Here is a 22,271-nt window from a genome sequence, read left to right on the forward strand (position 1 = left end):
CTTTAGAGCCGGATTTCGGGAAAAATGCAAAATTCCTGAAACTGGCTTTTTTTGCGATGATGAAAACTTGCTAATCTAATGCTTTCCCCGTTTTATTTTGGTAAAATGGGGGAGACTGAAGCACAAAGTTGGTCGTAATGCATTTGTGAATAGAATACGGAGGACATGAACTAATGAGAACTGACGGACGGCAATGGAATGAGCTGCGGCCGGTAACAATTGCGTTGAACCCGAATAAATATGCGGAAGGTTCTGTACAAATAGAGTTTGGCGATACGAAGGTGCTGATTACAGCATCTGTCGAAGAACGGGTGCCGCCATTTATGAAAGGCCAGGGCAAAGGCTGGATTACTGCGGAATATTCCATGCTTCCACGTGCAACACAAACACGTAATATACGGGAATCGTCGAAGGGCAAGCTGACGGGCAGAACGATGGAGATCCAGCGGTTAATCGGCCGGGCGCTGCGTTCCGTTGTAGATTTGCAGGCACTGGGCGAACGGACGATTACGCTTGACTGCGATGTCATTCAAGCGGATGGCGGCACGAGAACAACGTCGATTACCGGTGCTTTTATTGCTCTGGCGTTAGCGATACATAAGCTTGACCGTACAGTCAAGTTTGCCAAATATCCGATTACGGATTATCTGGCATCTGTAAGTGTAGGGGTCATTGACGGCAATTCGTTGCTTGATTTGAACTATGAAGAGGATTCTTCCGCCAAGGTTGATATGAATGTTGTGATGACCGGGAATGGCCAGTTTGTCGAAGTGCAAGGTACAGGGGAGGAAGCGCCGTTTTCCCGCCAGGAGCTTAATGCGCTGCTGGAGTCGGCCGAAAACGGCATCGGGCAGCTTGTAGCAAAACAGCGTGAAGCGCTCGGCGAATTTGGCGCCCGTATTGGCGAGGTGCAGCTATGAAGCTTGGCGAGACAATTGTTGTAGCGACGAAAAATGCCGGCAAGGTGCGTGAATTCAACCATGCATTCGCCCAGCTCGGCATTCGGGTTGTCAGCATGTTCGATTACCCTGAGCTGCCAGATATTGTTGAAGATGGCGACACCTTTTCTGCGAATGCCCGCAAAAAGGCCCGCACATTGGCAGAGGCGCTGAAGATGCCGGTGCTGGCGGACGACTCCGGACTTGAGGTGGAGCGGCTAAATGGCGAGCCTGGCGTTTATTCGGCGCGTTATTCGGGCGAGGATACGAATGATGCGCGCAACAATGCCAAGCTTCTGTCAGAGCTGGAGTGGAGAATGGATGAAGCGAACCTGGCAGAATTGGACAGGCTTGACGACGGTTCGCGCTTGATGAGCGCAGCTCGCTTTGTCTGCGTGCTGGCGCTCTATAACCCAGGGGATGCGTCTTTTAAAGAGGCTGAAGGCTTCGTCTCAGGCGCCATTATTGACCGGCCGAGAGGCGAGGGAGGATTTGGCTACGATCCGTTGTTCTGGCTGCCCGAACATGGCAGGACGATGGCGGAGATGACCGCGGCGGAGAAGCAGGCGATCAGCCATCGGGGCCGCGCACTTGAGAAGCTGTTAGCGCAGTTGAAATAGAAAAGGCTGTCTTTTGATTATGCATTCATAATCGGAAGACAGCCTTTTCGGTAATAAATAAGGAAGAAACTTGCTTGGCGCCGAGGACGGCGTCAAGCGGTTCTTCTTGCAGCGGCGACACGGACCGCTAGGACGGCTTGCTAGTGCTAGCCGTTTACGATTTCGCCGCCGTTAATATGCAGCACCTGCCCGCTCATGTAAGAGGAATCGCTGCTGGCTAAATAAACGTAAGCCGGTGCCATTTCTTCCGGCTGGCCGCAGCGGCCCAGCGGAGTGTCAGAGCCGAAGGTAGTGACCGCCTGAGCATCGAAGGTGGACGGAATAAGCGGTGTCCATACCGGTCCGGGCGCAACTGCGTTAACCCGGATTCCCTGACTGTTCACATTGGCAGACAAAGCGCGCGTAAAGGAGACGATAGCACCTTTGGTGGCAGAGTAATCAAGCAAGGTCGGGCTGCCGCGGTAAGCGGTGATGGAAGCCGTATTAATGATTGAGGCGCCCGTTTGCAGATGCGGCATAGCCGCTTGTGTCAGGAAGAACATACCGAATACATTGGTTTTAAAGGTTCGCTCCAGCTGTTGCGGCGTAATTTGCTCCAGCTTATCCTGCGGATGCTGCTCAGCGGCGTTATTGACAAGGATGTCCAGCTTGCTCCACTTGGCAATCGTATCGGCCACACACTTCTGGCAAAAGGCAGGATCGCCAATATCGCCGGCAAAGAGAAGGCAGCGGACGCCCTCTTCAGTTACCATCCGCTCGGTTTCCTTGGCATCCTCATGCTCATTCAAGTAGATAATCGCTACATCGGCTCCCTCTTTAGCGAAGGTAATCGCAATAGCCCGTCCAATTCCGCTGTCTCCGCCGGTTATAATTGCGACTTTTCCCTTCAGCTTGCCAGCAGGCAAGTAAACGGGGGAGATGAATTGCGGTTTAGGGTTCATAGCGGTTTCCAGGCCCGGTTGACGTTCCTGCTTCTGAGCCGGGAACGATGTAGGCCGCTGTGGCCCGTTTGGCGGTTGGGGCACCGCTTTTTGCTGTTGGTTTTGTTTTGTCATGGAAGCAACTCCTTTCACAGAAGTACTATTTCTCAATGAAGCCAGTTTTACACATTGATCATGATTCCTTTTGTAGGAGCGTTCCAAAAAACAGTCATTGAAGCGGGAATCGGCACATACAAATATAGTGGGAAACGTAAGATGATTTTGACAATGAGAGAGGAGAGACCAGATCGAAGGAGTATTACAACTGGTTTGGAGGGATTGGATATGACAGCTGCGCTGCTCATTCAATTACTCGTACTCATTGTAATGATCGTCGATCTGGCTACAAGGCCTAAGTAAGCAGGGAGTACGGGCCGCTCTCGAAAAGCGCTGTTTCGCAAGTAGCGTATCGCTGCTTGTTGAGACGGCGTTTTTTGTAAAAGTATAAGTTTCACCTTATACACAGCTTATATTTCCAAGGGAAGAAACTTGCAGCGTGCTATGGACGGCGTCAGCCAGCCGTTGCTTCTTACGCGGGGCCATAAACTGAAGCGGGACAAGTCTTATCGATGACAATAATAATCGATTAATGTGGGGAAATCGGTCAATCAATGCCGCTATATGAGCTTCAAACGCAACATTTGCGCGTGTTTTCCGTTTGCCGGACGGTTGAAGGAGAGCGTCGAGGCTGATTAGACCGTTTGGCGTATCGTAGTTCCGAATGGATCGCTAATGCACATTTGTCTCTTTGGACGTCTCAAGTTTGTGTATAGATAATGTGTAAAAAAAATTCAAAACATATCGTTTCTAACCGTATTCTCACATTGAATGAAAGGCAACAAAAAAAAGCGCTAAACCCAGTAAAATCAAGGGTTTGGCGCTTTTGCTTTTTTTTATGAAAAGTCACTTGTTTGAACCTAATGGCGTCCCAGGAGGGATTCGAACCCCCGACCGACGGCTTAGAAGGCCGTTGCTCTATCCTGCTGAGCTACTGGGACATGCGAGAATTAGTATAGCATGAGAAAATATAACAATGCAAGAGGAAAAATAAATATTTTTATGACTGACCGTTCGTTTTAGTTCGATTTGAACGGCGGTCAAAAGTGTAGTAAACTAGAGTCGCACAAAGGACAAGCAGATTAGACATACTGTTGATGGGAGTGGAAGCAATGAGAGGAATCATCAGGTTCTCGCAGAACAACAAATTTGCCATCTGGATTATGACAATTATTGTTGTGGCCGGCGGCATGTATGCGGGACTGAACATGAAGCAGGAAACGATACCGAACATTAATGTTCCGATGCTGACCGTGAATACGATTTATCCTGGCGCAGCGCCGGAAGAAGTGGCCGAACAGGTAACGAAGCCGCTTGAACAGCGAATTCAAAACTTGAATGGAGTCAGTTCGCTCAGATCGACCTCCAGTGAGAATGTCTCTACGATTATGGTCGAATATGGTTATCGTAAAGATATGAAGGAGGCAGAAAGCGAGCTGCGGGAAGCTGTCGACGGATTCGAAAGGCCTGCCAGCGTTACGAACCCGCAAATCATGAAAATCAGTTTAAATGATTTCCCGGTTGTTTCGCTCAGCGTCTCCGGCAAGGACATGACGCTCGAGGAAGTGACAAGGCTCGTCGAGAGCAGCTTTCAGCCTGCGCTGGAAGGGATTGACGGGGTAGGCTCGGTTGCGATATCGGGTCAAAATATAAAAGAGGTTGTCTTAAAGTTTAATAAAGAAAAAATGGCCGCCATGGGGCTGTCCGAAGATATGGTGAAAGGAATCATTCAAGCCTCGGCGATAAAAGCTCCGCTTGGATTGTTCGAGCTGGATCATGAGGAAAAAACGATTGTCGTTGACGGCAATGTAACTACATTGGAGCAACTGCGCGATGTAACGATTCCGGTGATCCCGACAGCAGCGCCAGGTGCGGCAATGCCAGGGCCTGGAGGGGCGCCGGCAGATGGCGCAGCACCGCCGGCGGCTGGACAGGGCGGGGCGAATGCAGCGGCACCGCCGGCAGCCGGTCAAGGCGGAGCGAATGCAGCGGCGCAACAATCTGCCGACGCGGCGAAGGCAGCGATGGCTGCCGGGCTGCCTACAGTGAAGCTGTCGGAAATAGCCGATGTGCAGCTGGTAGACAAGGCTGAGTCGGTTTCCAGAACTAACGGCGAATTATCGATTGGCATTAATGTAACGAAAGCATCGACTGCCAATACCGTTGATGTAGTGAATGGCGTAAAAGCGGAAGCCGAAAAATTCGAGAAAGAAAATGCAGGCGTATCTACCGTTATTATGCTTGACCAGGGCAAGCCGATTGAAGAGTCGGTTAGTACGATGTTTGACAAGGCGCTGTTTGGCGCACTGTTTGCTGTAATTGTCATTTTGTTGTTTTTACGCAATTTCCGCACGACGATTATTTCAGTTGTCTCAATTCCGTTGTCGCTGTTGATTGCAGTTCTTCTTTTAAATCAAATGGATATTACGCTTAACATCATGACGCTTGGCGCGATGACTGTAGCGATAGGCCGCGTTGTCGACGATTCCATCGTCGTTATTGAGAATAACTACAGGCGGATGGCGCTGCGTTCCGAGAAGCTGCGCGGTAAAGCTTTGATTACCGAAGCTACCAAAGAGATGTTCATCCCCATTCTGTCGTCTACCTTGGTAACCATCGCTGTCTTTTTGCCGCTTGGCACTGTCAGCGGGCCGATCGGCGAGATGTTCATGCCTTTTGCGCTGACGATGGTATTTGCTTTGCTGGCTTCGCTCTTAGTGGCCATTACGATTGTACCGATGATGACGCATCTTATGTTTCGCAAAGGTCTCAAAGCAACGAATACGCATGATGAGAAGCCGGGCAAGCTCGGAGAGGCTTACCGCAAGGCGCTTAGATGGTCTTTGAATCATAAGCTGATTACATTTTTGGCGGCTGTATTTATTTTGATTGGCAGCTGCTTCCTGACGCCATTAATCGGGGTCAGCTTCTTGCCGGAACAAGAAGAAAAGTATGCGATGGTAACTTATACGCCAGGTCCAGGCAAGCTTATGAGCGATGTGGAGGCAACAGCGCTTGAAGCCGAAAAGCTCATTTTGGCTCGTGAGGGCGTTACAAACCTGCAGTATTCAGTTGGCGGAAAAAACCCGATGGGCTTTGGCTCCAGTAAAAATGCCCTATTCTATATTCAATACAGCAACGATACGAAGGATTTTGCTGCAGAAAAAGAGAAACTTGTAGAAGAATTGCAAAAAGTTGAAACAGATGGAAAATGGGGGGAGCTTGCCTTTGGCGGCGGCTTCGGCGGCAACAAAGTAAGCTTGCTCGTCTATGGCGACAGCTTTGAAGAAATTAAACCTGTCGTAGCGAAAATTCAGGAATTGATGGAAGCGGACGATTCGTTCGAGAAAGTCGATACCTCGTTATCCAAAACATATGATCAGTATACTTTAGTCGCTGATCAGAAGAAGCTGAGCAGCCTGGGGCTTACAGCGGGACAAATCGCGATGCAGCTTAGCCCGATGCGTGAGCGCCCTGTGCTGACAACGGTTGAAGAAGGCGGCAAATCTTACAATGTCTACATTGAAGAGGAGCAGAAGCAATTCAAGACGCTGAAGGATATCGAAAATGAGAAGCTGGCTTCGCAGCTCGGCGCAGAAGTGGCGCTCAAAGATGTGGTAAAGTTTGAGAAGGGCACATCCGCCAACTCTGTAACACGCAAGGACGGCAAGCTTTATGTCGAAGTTTCGGCGAACGTCAAAGTTAAAAACGTTGGCAAAGCATCGATGGATCTGCAGACCAAAGTGGACAAGCTGGAAAAGCCGGCGTCCGTCAAGGTTGATTTTGGCGGTGTAACCGAGCAAATCAACGAGACGTTTACACAGCTGGGACTTGCGATGGCGGCGGCTGTCGCGATTGTATATCTGCTGCTTGTCATTACTTTTGGCGGCGCGATTACACCGTTTGCGATTCTGTTCTCCCTGCCGTTTACGATTATAGGCGCATTGGCCGGTCTATTTATTGCCGGCGAGACGATTAGCGCTACAGCGATGATGGGCATGTTGATGCTGATCGGTATCGTCGTCACAAATGCGATTGTTCTGATTGACCGCGTTCTGAATATGGAAAAGACAGGAATGAGCACACGGGAGGCGCTGCTGGAAGCGGCCGGAACCCGCCTGCGTCCGATTTTGATGACGGCGCTGGCTACTGTAGGCGCACTGCTGCCATTGGTTCTTGGCTTTGAGGGCGGCAGCGGCGGCTTGATCTCTAAAGGGCTTGGCGTAACGGTTATTGGCGGCTTGATCAGCTCGACTTTGCTGACATTGCTAATTGTGCCGATTGTTTACGAATTTCTTGTCAAGTTCCGGAGAAAAAGAGAGGTTGAAGAGTAACACGGGGCGGTGACAGTTTTGTCTGGAAAAAAACAGAAAATTATTCAAGCCGCGATGAAAGCTTTTTTGGAAAAGGGATATAGAGGGACATCCATTCAGGATATAGCCGACATGCTTGGCATTGCCAAAGGCTCGCTATACTTTTATTTCAAGTCGAAGGAAGAACTGCTCATATCCATTTTGAAGCATCATTGCAAGTCGGTGATGGATGAGTATGCGCAGCTCAATGGCCGCACGGATTTGCCGCCGAAGCAATTGTTGCGCGATAATATTGCTTTGAGCTACAGCATATACGATAAGCATAAAGCATTTATCTCGCTGCTTATGCAGGAGCGCTTTGAAGTGAACGATGAGATTCATGAGCTGCTCGTCCATACCCGCCGCCGTTCCTTATTTAACACATACGAAATGATGGTGCGGGTGTATGGAGAACCGATTAAACCGTATGCTTGTGATGCGGCGATTATTTTTCAATCGCTGGTCGACGGCTATCTCGGCTTCACTGTCTCGGAAAATAAAGTGTTCGAGGCATCGCAGCTTGCCGACTTTATCATAGCGCGCATGGATGTGATTGTGGAGGAACTGCTTGCGGACCGGGAAACGTTAATTGGCGAAGCGGTGCTCGCGGAATGGGGCGCTGCGACCCATCCTTCAGGTATAGGCAAATCCGATGTGCTGGCAGAAATCGAGCAAATGCGGGGCATGCTGCCCGATGCAGGCTTGTCCGAAGATGAGCTTGCCGATCTCGTATCGACACTCGATGTGCTGGCTGCCGAGCTGGAAAAATCCGAGCCCCAGCCTGTTGTCATCAAGGGCATGGTCGCCTTGATCAAAATGGTGAAATCCCCGAATCTGAAAAAGCATGTCAGCAAGCTTGAAGAACTGCTTGAAACATTGCTGTAATGAATGAAAGCTCGCCAGCGGCTATTGGCCGCGGCGGGCTATTTTCTATAATTATTTTGCTCTTCCTTAACAGCTTTTGCTTGGAAATCGATAATAGACAATGCTATAATCGTACACGACATTCGCAGCGCGGATAGGCTATTTCAAAATATAAGAAAGTATAAGTTTCACCTTATACCTAGCTTATATTTCTAAGGGAAGAAACTTGCCTCGCGCGAAGGACGGCGTCAGCCGTTTCTTCTCAGTCATAACTTTCGTTGCAACCAAGGCACAGGGCGGTGAATCCGATTACGATATCAAAAACGCCGGAAGGCGACCGCAAGGACAATATTTATTTATTTCCCCGCATGCTTGACCAATATCAGATTCAATTGACTCGAATGCTGGAGGCCGAGCAGTACGGGGAAGCGAAGAAGCTGTTGTTATTTTTGCTGCAGTGTCAGGGTGAGGATAAACGGCATTACGAGGAATGGGGAAATCTGCTCTCTTGGCTGGAGATGGTATTTCCTGACGATGACAATACCGGTCCGGCGAGCGGGGGAGTAACATTAACGCAAGATACTGATGAAATGGATGAAGAAGAGCTCAGGCAGCAGACGCTGTCTTCCGCCGAGCACGACGAAGCCTATGTCGAGCAGCTGCTCTATATTATGCAGCATCATCCTGTCGTCGATCAGCAAATATTGGCGCTTGAGCGCGCGGTTCATGTCGACCACCCGCAAGTGGATGAGGCCATACTCGAATGGCTTACGACCGCTCCGCTGCATCCGGCGCTTCAATTTAAAGCATTGCAATGCTTGCGGAAACGGGGGGTGACCGGGCGGGTCCCGCTCGTCAGACTTGGGGAAGCTGTCGAGTTGGAGATCGAACAGACGCCGTTGTCGCTGGACGATTTTCCGCCTGCAGTCGTCAAAGTGGCGGAAAGAGTAGAAGCGGCGACAGAAGTGATCGACTCGACAATGCCGCATTTTGCGCGGGAGCTTTGGAAGGAATGCCTGCAATGTTTGTATGGAACGACGGTTTATAATCTGATCATTAAAGACGATGACGCGACGGCGGATTGTTTCTCGGGCGCTCTGCATCAAACATTGGAATTGTCGCTTTACGGCAGATCGGATGATGATGAAATCCGCGAAATCTACGGGATTACCGACCAGCTGAGATTCCGATATGAGCAGGCGTGCCGCGCCTTAAGGCAGGTTGTGCAGTTCCAGGGCGGCGATAATAGGGACGAGCCTTGAAATTCGCCTGAATCTTGATTATAATGTAATGGTTTATGATCGTGAATTTTTGCGCAAGTCGCGTGATTTTATTTGGAGGGGAAAGCATAACATGAAAGCAACATGGGAAAAAATAGACAAGAACCTTGTCTCGATCGATGTTGAAATCGAAGAGGGACAAGTTGCGGGGGCCTTGGATAAGGCGTTCAAAAAAATTGTAAACAAGGTGAATGTGCCTGGCTTCCGTAAAGGCAAAGTGCCGCGGGCAATGTTCGAAAAGCGTTTCGGCGTGGAAAGCCTCTACCAGGATGCAATCGATATTTTGCTCCCGGAAGCTTATGCCGGTGCTTTGCAGGAGACTGGCGTAGAGCCCGTTGACCGCCCTGACATCGAAATCGAGCAATTTGCAAAAGGCCAATCGTTCAAGTTCAAAGCGAAAGTAACGGTTAAGCCTGAAGTGAAGCTTGGCGATTACAAAGGCCTTGAAGTGCCATCTTCTGAAGTATCCGTTAGCGACGAAGAGGTTGCAGCAGAGCTTGAACGTCTGCAGCAGCGTCATGCTGAGCTTGTCGTAATCGACGAAGGTGCGGTAGAGCAAGGCGACATTACCGTTATCGATTTTGACGGTTATCTTGACGGCGAGCCATTCGAAGGCGGCAAGGCAGAGCGCCACACGCTTGAGATCGGTTCGGGCCAGTTCATCCCGGGATTTGAAGATCAAATCGTAGGCATGGCTACAGGCGACTTCAAGGATGTAGAAGTATCTTTCCCTGAGAACTATCACGCTGAAGAGCTTGCCGGCAAACCGGTAGTATTCAAAGTGAAGCTGCACGAAATCAAACGTAAAAGCCTGCCTGAGCTTGACGATGAATTTGCCAAAGACGTAAGTGAATTCGATACGCTTGAGGAGTTCAAGGCGGATCTCGCTGAGAAGCTGAAAGTGCGCAAGGATCAGGATGTTCAGCAGGAGCGTGAAGTAGCAGTAGTGGAAAAAGCTGCTGAAACTGCGGAAATCGATATTCCTGAAGCGATGATCAGTGCAGAAGTGGACTACATGGTTCGCGATTTCGAGAACCGCCTGCGTCAGCAAGGCATGAGCCTTGAGCTGTACTTCCAGTTCTCCGGTCAAGACGAAGCTGCGCTTCGCGCTCAAATGACCGAGGACGCTGGCAAGCGCGTGCGCAACAATCTTGTTCTGGAGCAAATCTCCAAGGATGAAAACATCCTAGCAACCGATGAAGAAGTGGATGCAGAAATTGAGAAAATGGCGGAAATGTACAAGCGTTCTGCCGAAGAGCTGCGCGATGTCTTCATTCGCAACGGCAACATCGAAAATCTGAAAGCAGATCTGATCATCCGCAAGACGATCAAGTTCCTGCTTGATAATAGCAAGGTCGCTACCGAAGTAGCGTAAGGCAGAAGATCGAAGCCGTCCCAGGGGCGGCTCGTTCTATAACGGCAGGCACGTCTAGGCGTGCCTGCTTTCAACTCCTGTTTTACAGGGTAAGCCAGACGTTCCATACATATACGATAGCCTTTTTTTGCAGTTTGGGGCATGGCTCCATACATATCGCTATACTTCAGCCGTATACTGTATTATTTGGTATCGGCGCACGGTCTGAACGGCCGTGATACATATGTGTTCGGGAGAAAAATGACATTGATCTCCGAACATGATAAAATAACTTAGAAATGCAAATTGAATTTACATTAAGGAGGTTGGTCGCATGAATCTGGTACCAATAGTCGTTGAACAAACGAATCGAGGAGAACGTTCTTACGACATCTACTCCCGCTTGCTGAAGGATCGGATTATTTTTCTTGGAAGTGCGATCGACGACGATGTAGCCAATTCGGTTATCGCGCAATTGCTCTTCTTGGCCGCGGATGACCCGGAAAAAGATATCCACCTGTATATCAATTCACCAGGCGGTTCAGTAACCGCAGGTTTGGGGATTTACGATACGATGCAATTTATTAAGCCAGATGTATCGACGATTTGCGTCGGACTTGCTGCGAGCATGGGTTCGCTGCTGCTTACTGCCGGTGCCAAAGGCAAGCGCTTGGCGCTTCCGAACAGTGAAGTGATGATTCATCAGCCGCTCGGCGGCGTAAGAGGCCAAGCGTCGGATATTAAAATCCATGCCGACTGGATTTTGAAGACGAAGGAAAAGCTCAACAATATTTATGTAGAGCGTACAGGCCAGCCTTATGACAAGATTGATCGCGATACGGATCGCGACTATTTCATGAGCGCTGAGGAAGCTTTGCAATATGGGCTGATCGATAAGGTTGTTACCTCGATTTAAATAAATGAGATAAGGGGTGATCCCGTGTTTAAATTCAACGATGAAAAAGGACAGCTGAAATGCTCCTTTTGCGGAAAATCGCAAGATCAGGTTCGCAAACTTGTCGCCGGTCCAGGCGTATATATATGTGATGAATGCATCGAGCTGTGTACTGAAATCGTAGAGGAAGAGCTCGGGCATGAGGAAGAGCTTGATCTGAAGGACATTCCGAAGCCGAAAGAAATCCGCTCCATTCTCGATTCTTATGTAATCGGGCAGGAGCAGGCGAAAAAATCGCTCTCCGTAGCGGTATACAATCACTACAAGCGAATCAATTCGCAAAACAAAATCGAAGATGTCGAGCTGCAAAAAAGTAATATTTTGCTGGTAGGCCCTACAGGGTCCGGTAAAACATTGCTTGCACAGACGATGGCGAAAATTTTGAATGTTCCGTTTGCGATTGCTGACGCTACATCATTGACCGAAGCTGGTTATGTCGGTGAAGATGTCGAGAACATCTTGCTGAAGCTGATTCAAGCTGCTGACTATGATGTAGAAAAAGCGGAGCGCGGCATTATTTATATCGACGAAATCGATAAAGTAGCGCGCAAATCGGAAAATCCATCCATTACCCGCGATGTATCCGGTGAGGGTGTGCAGCAGGCGCTGCTCAAAATTTTGGAAGGTACAGTAGCTTCCGTTCCGCCGCAAGGCGGGCGCAAGCATCCGCACCAGGAATTTATCCAGATCGATACTACGAATATTCTGTTCATTTGCGGTGGAGCATTCGATGGTCTGGAGCAATTGATCAAACGGCGGATCGGCAAGAAGGTCATTGGCTTCAATGCGGCGGCTGAAGGTCAAAAGGATCTGAAGCCAGGCGAATATTTGTCGCTGGTGCTGCCGGAGGACTTGCTCAAATTTGGCTTGATTCCTGAGTTTGTCGGCCGTCTGCCGATTATTTCAACGTTGGAGCCGCTTGATGAGCAGGCATTGGTGCGCATTTTGGCCGAGCCAAAAAATGCACTGGTGAAGCAGTACCAAAAGCTGCTTGAAATGGACAATGTTCAACTGGACTTTGAACCAGCTGCTTTAGAGGCGATTGCCAAAGAAGCGATCAAGCGTAATACAGGTGCGCGCGGTTTGCGGGCGATTATTGAGGGCATGATGCTGGACGTCATGTACGAAGTGCCGTCACGTGAAGACGTAGTTAATTGCGTCATTACAGAGCAAGTCGTACAGGAGAAAGTAATGCCTGAATTGTCGACGAAAAAGGGCAAAAAGAAAGAAGAAAGCGCCTGATCCACTATATACCGTCAGCGATCCACCACTGCCACAAGCGGCCAAATTACGCTTTGGCAGCGGTGGACTTTGACGTTCATGGGAGAGGTTACAGATGTACTTACGTAAAGATACAGTACCGGTTAAAGTGGGAGATTTGACTGTAGGCGGAAACGATGAAGTTATTATTCAAAGCATGTGCACTACGAAGACGGCAGATGTAGAAGCGACCGTAGCCGAGATTTTGCGGCTGGAGGAAGCCGGATGCCAAATCGTCAGAGTCACTGTAAATAACAAAGAGGCTGCGGAAGCGATCAAGGAAATCAAGAAGCGCATCCATATTCCGCTTGTTGCCGATATCCACTTTGACTACCGGCTGGCACTGGCTGCAATCGAAAACGGAATTGATAAAGTACGTATCAATCCCGGCAACATCGGCCGTCGCGAAAAGGTAGAGGCTGTCGTCAAAGCGTGCAAGGAGAAGGGGATTCCGATTCGGATCGGCGTCAATGCCGGCTCGCTGGAAAATCATCTCTTGGAGAAATATGGCTATCCGACGCCTGAAGCTATGGTAGAGAGCGCTTTGTTCCATATCGGTATTTTGGAGGAACTGGATTTTCATAACATCATTGTTTCGCTCAAGGCTTCTGATGTGCCTATGGCAATCGAGGCTTACCGGCTGGCAGCCGAGAAAATCCGCTACCCGCTTCATTTGGGAATTACAGAGGCGGGAACGCTGCATAGCGGTACAATCAAGAGCTCCGCTGGCATCGGTGCGCTGCTGGCGATGGGACTGGGCAATACGCTGCGTATTAGTCTAAGCGCCGATCCTGTAGAAGAGGTGAAGGTGGCGCGCGAGCTGCTGAAATGCTTCGGACTAATTTCCAATGCAGCGACACTCGTGTCATGCCCGACATGCGGCCGTCTGGATATCGACTTGTTCTCGATTGCTAACGAAGTAGAAGAGTATATTAGCAATGTCAAGGTTCCGATCAAGGTTTCGGTGCTTGGATGCGCGGTCAATGGTCCGGGCGAGGCGCGCGAAGCGGATATCGGTATTGCGGGAGCGCGCGGCGAAGGCTTGTTATTCCGCTACGGCGAAATGATCCGTAAAGTTCCAGAAGCGGAGCTGCTGAACGAGCTGAAAAAAGAAATCGATGAGATTGTGCGTGTTTATGAGGCTACTGGAGAAATCCCGGGACGCAAGGCTCATCAGTCTTCCGCGACAAAATAAAGTTTGTCGGCACGCAACTTTGCGTATCTCAAAACGGTTATTCCATCCGGCTGGGGGCAATACTGAGAAGTATGAGTCCCGGTAATGCCGGATGTTTTTGTTTTGAGAGGAGTCGATAGACATGAGTAATTTAAGTATGATTCTGATGGTGATTCAGGTGTTTTTTGCGATTGTGATCGGTCTGTATTTTTGGAACCTGCTGCGCAATCAGAAGACAAACCGGACGGCAGTGGATCGCGAATCGAAAAAAGAGATGGAAAAGCTGCGGAAGCTTCGCTCGATTTCTTTGACGAAGCCGCTTGCAGAGAAGACGCGGCCGCAGATGATGGGAGATATTATCGGGCAAAAGGACGGGTTAAGAGCGCTTAAAGCGGCGCTTTGCAGCGCGAACCCTCAGCATGTCATTATTTACGGTCCCCCAGGAGTAGGGAAAACTGCAGCAGCGCGCGTTGTGCTCGAGGAAGCCAAAAAAAGCGCCTCCTCTCCGTTCCGCCCGGAAGCGAAGTTTACAGAAATAGATGCGACTACTGCGCGCTTCGATGAGCGGGGAATTGCCGACCCGCTGATCGGCTCGGTGCATGACCCGATCTATCAAGGCGCTGGAGCGATGGGCGTAGCGGGAATTCCGCAGCCTAAGCCGGGAGCTGTGACGAAGGCTCACGGCGGAATGCTGTTTATTGATGAGATCGGTGAATTGCATCCCGTGCAGATGAATAAATTATTGAAGGTGCTGGAGGATCGCAAAGTATTTTTGGAGAGCGCCTACTACAGCTCTGAGGATTCGAATATCCCGGCATATATTCACGATATATTTCAAAATGGGCTGCCGGCTGATTTTCGTTTGGTCGGCGCGACTACCCGTTCGCCGCAGGATCTGCCGCCGGCACTGCGATCGCGCTGCATGGAGATCTATTTCCGTCCTCTGCTCGCCGACGAAATTGCACAGATCGCTACCAATGCATTAAAAAAGCTGGGCTTGCCGCCTTGCCCGGAAGCGATTGATGTGGTGAAGCGATATGCGACGAATGGCCGCGAAGCGGTCAATATTATGCAGTTAGCTGCCGGGCTTGCATTGTCTGAGAAGCGTGATTCCTTGACAGCGGCCGATGTGGAGTGGGTCGTTAACAGCAGCCAAATCCCGCCGCGGCCAGACCGCAAGGTGCCGTCAGCGCCGCAAATCGGGTTCGTAAATGGGCTCGCGGTCTATGGGCCGAATATGGGGACATTGCTTGAGATTGAAGTGAGCGCGATCCCTGTTGCTGCCGGCAAAGGCAGTTATACGATTACAGGTGTTGTTGATGAAGAGGAGCTTGGCGGTGGAGGCCGCACTTTACGGCGCAAAAGTATGGCAAAGGGATCTGTCGAAAATGTGCTGACCGTGCTCCGCAGAAGCGGGTATCCGACGGATAGCTTTGATTTGCATATTAACTTTCCCGGAGGGACGCCAATTGACGGCCCGTCAGCCGGCATTGCGATGGCAACCGCGATTGCTTCGGCAATAAGAGGAGAAGCGGTCGATAACAAGGTGGCGATGACTGGCGAGCTCGGAATTCACGGCAATGTCAAGCCTGTCGGCGGTGTCCTCGCCAAAGTCGAAGCTGCCTTCCAGGCCGGAGCGACTTGCGTCATCATTCCAAGAGAAAACTGGCAAGCAATTTTTGCCGACCTGCACGGCTTGCAAATTGTGCCGGCCGATCATATCGATGAAGTATTCCGCCTGCTCTTTACAGCATCAAACGAGCCTGTCGTCCCGGTACAGCCGGCTGCTTCAGCGGATGTATTTGCCGCAACGTCACTGCCCTATTTGCAGGCAGATTCCGTAGAGTGATAAAATGGTTAAGAACGTTATAAGATGCATCAGCGAGCTTTCCGTGTTCAGCTTGTTTTACTGCTTCAATAAGGAACGGAAAGCTTCAGCGATTATGGAGGTGCTGGTATGGGACCTGCGAAATGGAAAGGTCGTCGGCTGCCCTTGCTGCCGCTAAGGGGGCTTCTTGTATATCCCAGCATGGTGCTCCACCTTGATGTGGGCAGGGAGAAATCAGTTCGTGCGCTCGACCGCGCGATGATTGACGATCATATGATTTTGCTTTGTTCACAGTCGGAGGTCAATATCGAAGAGCCGACACAAGAAGATATTTATCGCGTTGGTACGATTGCCCGCGTGAGGCAGATGCTCAAGCTGCCTAATGGAACGATTCGCGTACTTGTTGAGGGGGTCATCCGGGCAGAGGTGGTGAACTACCTGCCGACAGATGAATATTACGAGGTAACGGTCAAAGAGCTGCCTGAAGAGGAATCGACCGATCCGGAGATCGATGCGCTTATGCGCACAGTGCTCAATCAGTTTGAGCATTATATTAATCTCTCCAAGAAGGTTACGCCCGAGACGCATGCGGCGGTATCAGATATCGATGAGCCGGGACGGCTTGCAGACGTCATCACTAGTCATTTATCCCTGAAGATTAAAGATAAGCAGGATATACTAGAGACGATCGATGTCCGCCAGCGGCTGGAAAAGCTGCTCGATATTTTGAATAATGAACGCGAAGTGCTCGAGCTGGAGCGCAAAATTAGCCAGCGCGTCAAAAAGCAGATGGAAAAGACGCAAAAGGAATACTACTTGCGCGAACAGATGAAGGCCATTCAAAAAGAGCTCGGTGAAAAGGAAGGCCGCGCCGGCGAAGTTGAAGAGCTTCGCACGCAGATGGCTGAAGCGAATTTGCCGGAGCGGGTACAAGAAAAGGTCGAAAAGGAAATCGATCGCCTGGAAAAAATGCCTTCCACTTCCGCGGAGGGCGGCGTTATACGGAATTATATCGATTGGCTGCTTTTGCTGCCGTGGAGCAAAATGACAGAGGATGACCTTGATATTATCAAGGCGGAGGAAATATTAAATGCCGATCACTACGGCCTGGAAAAGCCGAAGGAACGGGTGCTTGAGTATTTGGCCGTCCAGAAGCTGGTCAAAAAGATGAAAGGGCCCATCCTTTGTCTTGTAGGGCCTCCGGGGGTAGGCAAAACCTCGATGGCGAGATCGATAGCGAAATCGCTTGGCAGACAATTTGTGCGCATCTCGCTTGGCGGCGTGCGTGACGAGGCGGAAATTCGCGGTCACCGCCGCACTTATGTAGGAGCGATGCCTGGCCGGATCATTCAAGGAATGAAGACGGCCGGAACGGCAAATCCGGTCTTTTTGCTGGATGAAATTGATAAAATGGCGATGGATTTCCGCGGTGATCCGGCAGCCGCGCTGCTCGAAGTTTTGGATCCGGAGCAGAATAACACGTTCAGCGATCATTTTATCGAATTGCCGTTCGACTTATCAAATGTGATGTTTATTACCACAGCCAATTCGTTGCACAGCATTCCGCGTCCGCTTCTCGACCGGATGGAAGTGCTTCATATTCCGGGCTATACGGAGCTCGAGAAGCAGCAAATCGCCGAACGTTATTTGCTGCCGAAGCAAATACGCGAGCATGGACTGAAGCCGGAGCAGCTATTACTGTCTGAGGAAGCTCTTATGCTGGTCATTCGTGAGTATACGCGGGAAGCGGGCGTTCGCAATTTGGAACAGCAAGTGGCGGCACTTTGCCGCAAGGCGGCGAAGGCTGTTGTCTCTGATCCGGAAACCGTCGCTATTGAGATCGATCCTGCCAAGGTCAAGGACTGGCTCGGCATGCCGAAGTTCCGTTACGGAATGGCGGAGGCTGACGATCAAGTGGGAGCTGTTACAGGCCTCGCTTGGACGGAGGTTGGCGGAGATACACTTGTTATTGAGGTAACCGTGCTTCCGGGCAGTGGCAAGCTGACGCTGACAGGAAAGCTTGGGGACGTGATGAAGGAATCGGCGCAGGCTGCATTCAGCTATATTAGATCCAGAGCAAAAGAGCTGGGCATTGGCGCCGATTTTCATGAAAAAAATGATATCCACATCCATATTCCTGAAGGGGCTATTCCGAAGGATGGGCCTTCCGCAGGCATCACAATGGCGACTGCGCTCGTCTCGGCCTTAACCGGAAGACTTGTTTCCAAGGAAGTGGCGATGACCGGAGAAATTACACTGCGCGGCCGTGTGCTGCCGATCGGCGGCCTGAAGGAAAAATCGCTCGCCGCCCATCGTGCCGGCATCCGCAAGGTGCTGCTGCCCAAGGACAATGAACGCGACTTGCGCGATGTGCCTGACAGCATACGCGGCGATATGGAGTTCGTGCCTGTCGGGCATATGGATGAGGTGCTGCGTCACGCTCTTGTTGCCGAACCGGCAAGAGCGCCGCAAACACAGCATTGACTAGCTGCTGCCGCTAGCCTTATGGCCAGCGGCAGCACAGTTTTTGGAGGAAAGCAGGTTTAAGCGGAGATGAAAATTACAGAAGCGGAGTTTGTTATAAGTGCGGTGAAGCCGCATCAATACCCGGAGGACGGCTTGCCGGAAGTTGCGCTTGCCGGCCGTTCCAATGTTGGCAAATCCTCTTTGATTAATAAGCTGCTTACGCGCAAGGCGCTTGCCCGCACAAGCTCGCAGCCGGGCAAGACGCAGCAGCTGAATTATTATCGCGTCAATCAGGCGCTTTATTTGGTCGATTTTCCAGGCTACGGCTATGCCAAAGTGTCCAAGACGCAGCGGCAGGCTTGGGGAGAAATGATCGAAAACTATTTGCGCAGCCGCAATGAGCTCAAGCTCGTTCTTTTGGTGATCGATGCCCGTCACGAGCCGTCTAAGGATGATTGCTTAATGTACGATTGGCTGAAGCATTTTCAAATCCCGATGAGCATCGTTGTCACGAAGGCGGACAAGCTGCCTCGCAGCAAGTGGGACAAGCATTTGAAGATGATCAAGGAATCGCTGGGGGCTGGCCGCGAGGAGAAGGTTATATTATTCTCGTCAGAGACAGGGCTTGGGCGGGAGCAATTGTGGGAAGTTATAATGGCGGAAAGTTCGGACAAGGAAGAAAGTGTGTAAACATTCGCTCGAATAGCGAGGATATCGCTAAAAAAAGGTGACTCATCGTAAATAATCGGTGAATATTCAGAAATATGCGGAAAAATAAAGGGCGGCAGGCAGGAATAAATCGTTCTAATCAAGTATAATATACGTAAGCAACAGAAACGGGTTTGTCGGCCGCCGCTAGCGGCGTTCGCGCAAGTCAAAGAATTGAGGAGATTTTTATGGCTCAGCGGATAGCCACAGAATATGTTAAAGCTTCTCTGCAATTAACGGCTGATGAGATGGCGGGATTTGTCCGGTTTTTTGAAGACCAGCATGTAAAACAGCAAGTGCGGGTGCTTGATAACGGCAATCACGAAATGGTTCTCGAGGACGACGCAGGGCGGGAAGAAGTCCGCTTAAGTTTTGAGCGTCAACAGGATCGGTATGTATGCGTGCTGTCCTGCCGCTTGAAGCATCCCAAGCTAACGAATGCGATGCGCAAAGCCGTATCGGCATTTCATGGGGATGCGATAGTTAACCGCATTTATCCGAACTATACAATGACTTATCATTATGTACAAGGCAACGTTCGCAAAATTGTCGAGCAATCTAAAGGTGAGACAAAGATTGTTTTTGAGTACAAAAATACGCTCGGCCAATTAGAAATGCAATTCAATAGCCGGGAAATTGAGCGTTCGATTACAATGCTGCAAAAGGGAATCGATGAATTGCTTGATTTGCGATTGCAATGCTCGGAGATAGAGCAGATTGCTCTAATTGACGAACGGCTGAGGGAGCATACGCATCAGCTCTTTATTTTAGAAGCATAATTGCTTCTATATGGAGGTCATATATCGCGAAGCCGCTTACAAGCGGCTTTTTTGTCGTATGGAATTTGGTGTGGCCTAATCTAACGGATATCACGGCCGCTATTTTCGGAAATTCGACTGATTTAAAATTTTAACGGAACTGTGTGCCGCTATTTGGTGATCAGTAGCACGATTTCGCCCCAAAACGTCCCATTAAGATCGCTCAGATCCGTTAGATTTCAAAAAGGAAGAGAATTGGCGAAATAACGTCTGCAGCTTCCATTAGACGAATCCGGCCCGGATCCACGGTATGCTCGGGTCGCTTCGATCCGCTCAGGTCGCTCCGGTCCGCTTCGCCCATCCTTACCCATGCTGCTCTCACGGCGCGCACTATCAAGACCAATAAAAACTTTCGGTCGTTTAGACATTTGGGCTCACCATGTGAAGCGTCTAAACATACTTTTATTGAGTGAAGGGTACAGCAGCTTTTAATTTTTAAAAACATTTTGCAAAAAGGGTTGCTTTTCTTCGCAATAGATGTTATTTTTATTCTCGTTGAAATGAAAAATAGGAACCAGGATTCACTCAGGACATAGTAATGTTGCGAGAGATTATTCCCTCGGGCAGTGAATGACGTAGGTCCTAGCGGATGAAATTTTTCAAACATTTTATTCCTAGGAAGGGGGAACCGGAAGATGGAATACTCAACTTTCGGAAGACACGTAGCTGTTGATGCATGGGGTGTTGATTTTGACTTGATCAACAGTGCGGAGTTTTTGCAAGCCCAAATGGTAGAAGCTGCTGAAGCATGCGGTGCTACCGTACTCTCTGTGCAGGCTAAGCAATTTGAGCCACAAGGAGCCACTGTGCTCGTACTGCTGTCTGAAAGTCATCTCTCGATCCACACTTACCCTGAAAGAGGTTTTGCTGCGCTTGATTGCTATACTTGCGGCGAAACAGTGGATCCCCAGCTTGCGATCGATTATATGATCTCTGTGCTGAAGCCAAAAACAACGCATGCTAAGAAGCTTGTTCGCGGCATGGGTGAATTGCAGGTCGTTGAGCCGGAAATGAAACAACCGCAATTTGTATAAAATGATTGTAAACAACAGGCCATGGATAACTCCATGGCCGTTTCTATTTTCAAAAATTTTTCATAAATGCAGGGGTACATGTTGTCGAACTGTGCTATACTAAATGATGATTAAATTACGAATGGAAGGCAGGTGAACGCACATGCACATTGTCGTGGTTGGACTTAATTACCGCACGGCTCCGGTTGAAGTACGGGAACGATTTACTTTTGCAGAACGGGAATTGCCGGAAGCGCTCAGACAGCTTCAGCAGACGACAAGCATTATGGAATGTGTAATTGTAGCGACCTGCAACCGTACAGAGCTGTATGCGGTTGTTGACCGGAATCAGCTGTGCGGCCATTATATAAGAAACTTTATGGAGCAGTGGTTCAATTTGCCGCGAGAGCAATTTACGAGCCATTTATACATGTACGAGGATGAGCGGGCTATAGATCATCTGTTTCGTGTAGCTGCCGGGCTTGACTCGATGGTGATCGGCGAGACTCAAATCTTGGGGCAGGTGCGCAACGCCTTTTTGCTGGCCCAGCAGCAGCGTACGACAGGCACGATGTTTAATATGGTCTTCAAGCAGGCGGTGACGCTTGCCAAGCGCGCGCATTCGGAAACATCGATCGGCGAAGCGGCGGTGTCTGTCAGCTACGCGGCTGTGGAGCTCGGGAAGCGGATTTTCGGTCACTTTGCCGGCAAAACAGTAATGATCGTAGGTGCAGGCAAAATGAGCGAGTTGACAGCCAAACATTTGAATGCCAACGGCATTGAGCGTGTCATCGTCGTTAACCGTACGTATGAGCGGGCAGCCGAGCTGGCCGGCAGGTTCAACGGCATTCCTTGCTCGATGGAGGATGCTGTTCACAGGCTTCATGAGGCGGACATCTTAATTAGCTCCACCGGTTCTGACGGCTACGTGCTGAACCGCAAGCAAGTTGCTGATGCGATGGCGAGGCGCAAGTCTCGTCCGCTTTATATGATTGATATCGCAGTGCCGCGTGACCTGGATCCGGCGATCAGCAATGTAGAGAATGTGTTCTTGTATGATATCGACGATCTTGAAGGCATTGTAGAGAGCAATCTGGAGCAAAGGCGGGCAGAAGCGGCGAAGATTGAAACCTTCATCGCAGCCGAGCTCGACATTTTCCGTCAATGGTACAAGACGCTGGGAGTCGTTCCGCTAATAAAGGCGCTGCAGGAAAAGGCGGCTGTCATTCATGAGGAAACGATGGCCAGCTTGTTCAATAAGCTGCCCGAGCTTGGTGAACATGAAGAAAAGGTCATCCGCAAGCTTACGAAGAGCATCGTCAACCGGATGATGCAAGAACCGATTATCCGCATTAAAGAAATCGCCGGAGAGAAAAATGGCGATGATGCAATGGATTTGTTCGTGAAATTGTTTGCGCTTGAAGAAGCGCTCGGGCAAGATGAAGACAAGACCCGTTCAGCCGTTTCGGAGCCGGACGCGGTTGCGGAGAAGCGCAAGTCCTCTGCAAGTGCCGGTGCGAAAATCGCCGTTGCTGCCGTTACGCCTTAAAGCGAGGCAGAACGGCAGTTTGTTTATTCGCGGCTGATATTTGGAATCAATCAAT

16 protein-coding genes and 1 tRNA gene are annotated in these 22,271 nt (G+C 50.0%); 15 read left to right on the forward strand and 2 right to left on the reverse strand.

Translation table 11 applies throughout. The annotated features are described in order from the left end of the window. Positions 1-173: 173 nt before the first annotated feature. Both rph and ACFQ0N_RS18685 read left to right on the forward strand, forming a co-directional pair. Positions 174-920, forward strand: a complete 747-nt coding sequence (gene rph, locus ACFQ0N_RS18680; protein ID WP_379328880.1) for a ribonuclease PH — start codon at positions 174-176, stop codon at positions 918-920. Further along, entirely contained in the window at positions 917-1,558 is a 642-nt protein-coding gene (locus tag ACFQ0N_RS18685; RefSeq protein WP_379328882.1) for an XTP/dITP diphosphatase, read from the forward strand. The genes rph and ACFQ0N_RS18685 overlap by 4 nt, the downstream gene beginning before the upstream one ends. Before the next feature lie 146 nt (positions 1,559-1,704). Here ACFQ0N_RS18685 and ACFQ0N_RS18690 read toward each other — a convergent pair whose 3' ends face one another. Both ACFQ0N_RS18690 and ACFQ0N_RS18695 read right to left on the reverse strand, forming a co-directional pair. Beyond that, positions 1,705-2,613 carry an SDR family oxidoreductase gene (locus tag ACFQ0N_RS18690; RefSeq protein ID WP_379328884.1) on the reverse strand — a complete coding sequence of 303 codons (909 nt, stop codon included), beginning with the start codon at positions 2,611-2,613 and terminating at the stop codon, positions 1,705-1,707. Between the two features lie 846 nt (positions 2,614-3,459). Further along, positions 3,460-3,536 (reverse strand) — tRNA-Arg (locus ACFQ0N_RS18695). Positions 3,537-3,707: 171 nt separating this feature from the next. On the opposite strand from ACFQ0N_RS18695, the gene ACFQ0N_RS18700 reads away from it, so the two are divergent. From ACFQ0N_RS18700 to hemA, 13 genes are all read left to right on the forward strand, one after another. Beyond that, positions 3,708-6,929, forward strand: a complete 3,222-nt coding sequence (locus ACFQ0N_RS18700; protein ID WP_379328886.1) for an efflux RND transporter permease subunit — start codon at positions 3,708-3,710, stop codon at positions 6,927-6,929. Positions 6,930-6,947: 18 nt separating this feature from the next. Further along, positions 6,948-7,832: a TetR/AcrR family transcriptional regulator gene (locus ACFQ0N_RS18705; RefSeq protein WP_379328888.1), complete on the forward strand. Its 885-nt coding sequence runs from the start codon at positions 6,948-6,950 to the stop codon at positions 7,830-7,832. A 278-nt stretch (positions 7,833-8,110) separates the two neighbouring features. Further along, the gene (locus tag ACFQ0N_RS18710) at positions 8,111-9,073 is read left to right on the forward strand and encodes a hypothetical protein (protein ID WP_379328890.1); all 963 of its coding nucleotides are present in this window, start codon (positions 8,111-8,113) and stop codon (positions 9,071-9,073) included. A gap of 91 nt (positions 9,074-9,164) precedes the next feature. Next, entirely contained in the window at positions 9,165-10,466 is a 1,302-nt protein-coding gene (gene tig / locus ACFQ0N_RS18715) for a trigger factor (protein ID WP_379328892.1), read from the forward strand. Between the two features lie 313 nt (positions 10,467-10,779). Then, positions 10,780-11,361 carry an ATP-dependent Clp endopeptidase proteolytic subunit ClpP gene (clpP, locus tag ACFQ0N_RS18720; protein ID WP_379328894.1) on the forward strand — a complete coding sequence of 194 codons (582 nt, stop codon included), beginning with the start codon at positions 10,780-10,782 and terminating at the stop codon, positions 11,359-11,361. Between the two features lie 24 nt (positions 11,362-11,385). Beyond that, positions 11,386-12,642 (forward strand): ATP-dependent protease ATP-binding subunit ClpX, encoded by a 1,257-nt coding sequence (clpX, locus tag ACFQ0N_RS18725; protein WP_379328896.1) that lies wholly within the window; start codon positions 11,386-11,388, stop codon positions 12,640-12,642. 94 nt (positions 12,643-12,736) lie between these two features. Then, positions 12,737-13,855, forward strand: coding sequence for a flavodoxin-dependent (E)-4-hydroxy-3-methylbut-2-enyl-diphosphate synthase (ispG, locus tag ACFQ0N_RS18730; RefSeq protein ID WP_379328898.1), 1,119 nt, complete (start codon positions 12,737-12,739; stop codon positions 13,853-13,855). A gap of 121 nt (positions 13,856-13,976) precedes the next feature. Continuing rightward, a complete protein-coding gene (lonB, locus tag ACFQ0N_RS18735) occupies positions 13,977-15,683 on the forward strand; it encodes an ATP-dependent protease LonB (protein WP_379328900.1) in 1,707 nt (568 codons plus the stop codon). A gap of 108 nt (positions 15,684-15,791) precedes the next feature. Further along, the gene (lon, locus tag ACFQ0N_RS18740) at positions 15,792-18,146 is read left to right on the forward strand and encodes an endopeptidase La (protein WP_379328902.1); all 2,355 of its coding nucleotides are present in this window, start codon (positions 15,792-15,794) and stop codon (positions 18,144-18,146) included. Between the two features lie 69 nt (positions 18,147-18,215). Then, positions 18,216-18,818: a ribosome biogenesis GTP-binding protein YihA/YsxC gene (gene yihA / locus ACFQ0N_RS18745; protein WP_379328904.1), complete on the forward strand. Its 603-nt coding sequence runs from the start codon at positions 18,216-18,218 to the stop codon at positions 18,816-18,818. A gap of 206 nt (positions 18,819-19,024) precedes the next feature. Next, positions 19,025-19,615 (forward strand): non-ribosomal peptide synthetase module, encoded by a 591-nt coding sequence (locus ACFQ0N_RS18750; protein WP_379328906.1) that lies wholly within the window; start codon positions 19,025-19,027, stop codon positions 19,613-19,615. Between the two features lie 674 nt (positions 19,616-20,289). Beyond that, positions 20,290-20,688 carry an adenosylmethionine decarboxylase gene (gene speD, locus ACFQ0N_RS18755; protein WP_379328908.1) on the forward strand — a complete coding sequence of 133 codons (399 nt, stop codon included), beginning with the start codon at positions 20,290-20,292 and terminating at the stop codon, positions 20,686-20,688. Positions 20,689-20,830: 142 nt separating this feature from the next. Then, entirely contained in the window at positions 20,831-22,216 is a 1,386-nt protein-coding gene (gene hemA, locus ACFQ0N_RS18760) for a glutamyl-tRNA reductase (RefSeq protein WP_379328910.1), read from the forward strand. Positions 22,217-22,271 lie beyond the last annotated feature (55 nt).

The organism is Paenibacillus sp. GCM10027626 (assembly GCF_042676285.1).
In the GTDB taxonomy this organism is placed as follows: domain Bacteria; phylum Bacillota; class Bacilli; order Paenibacillales; family Paenibacillaceae; genus Paenibacillus_Z.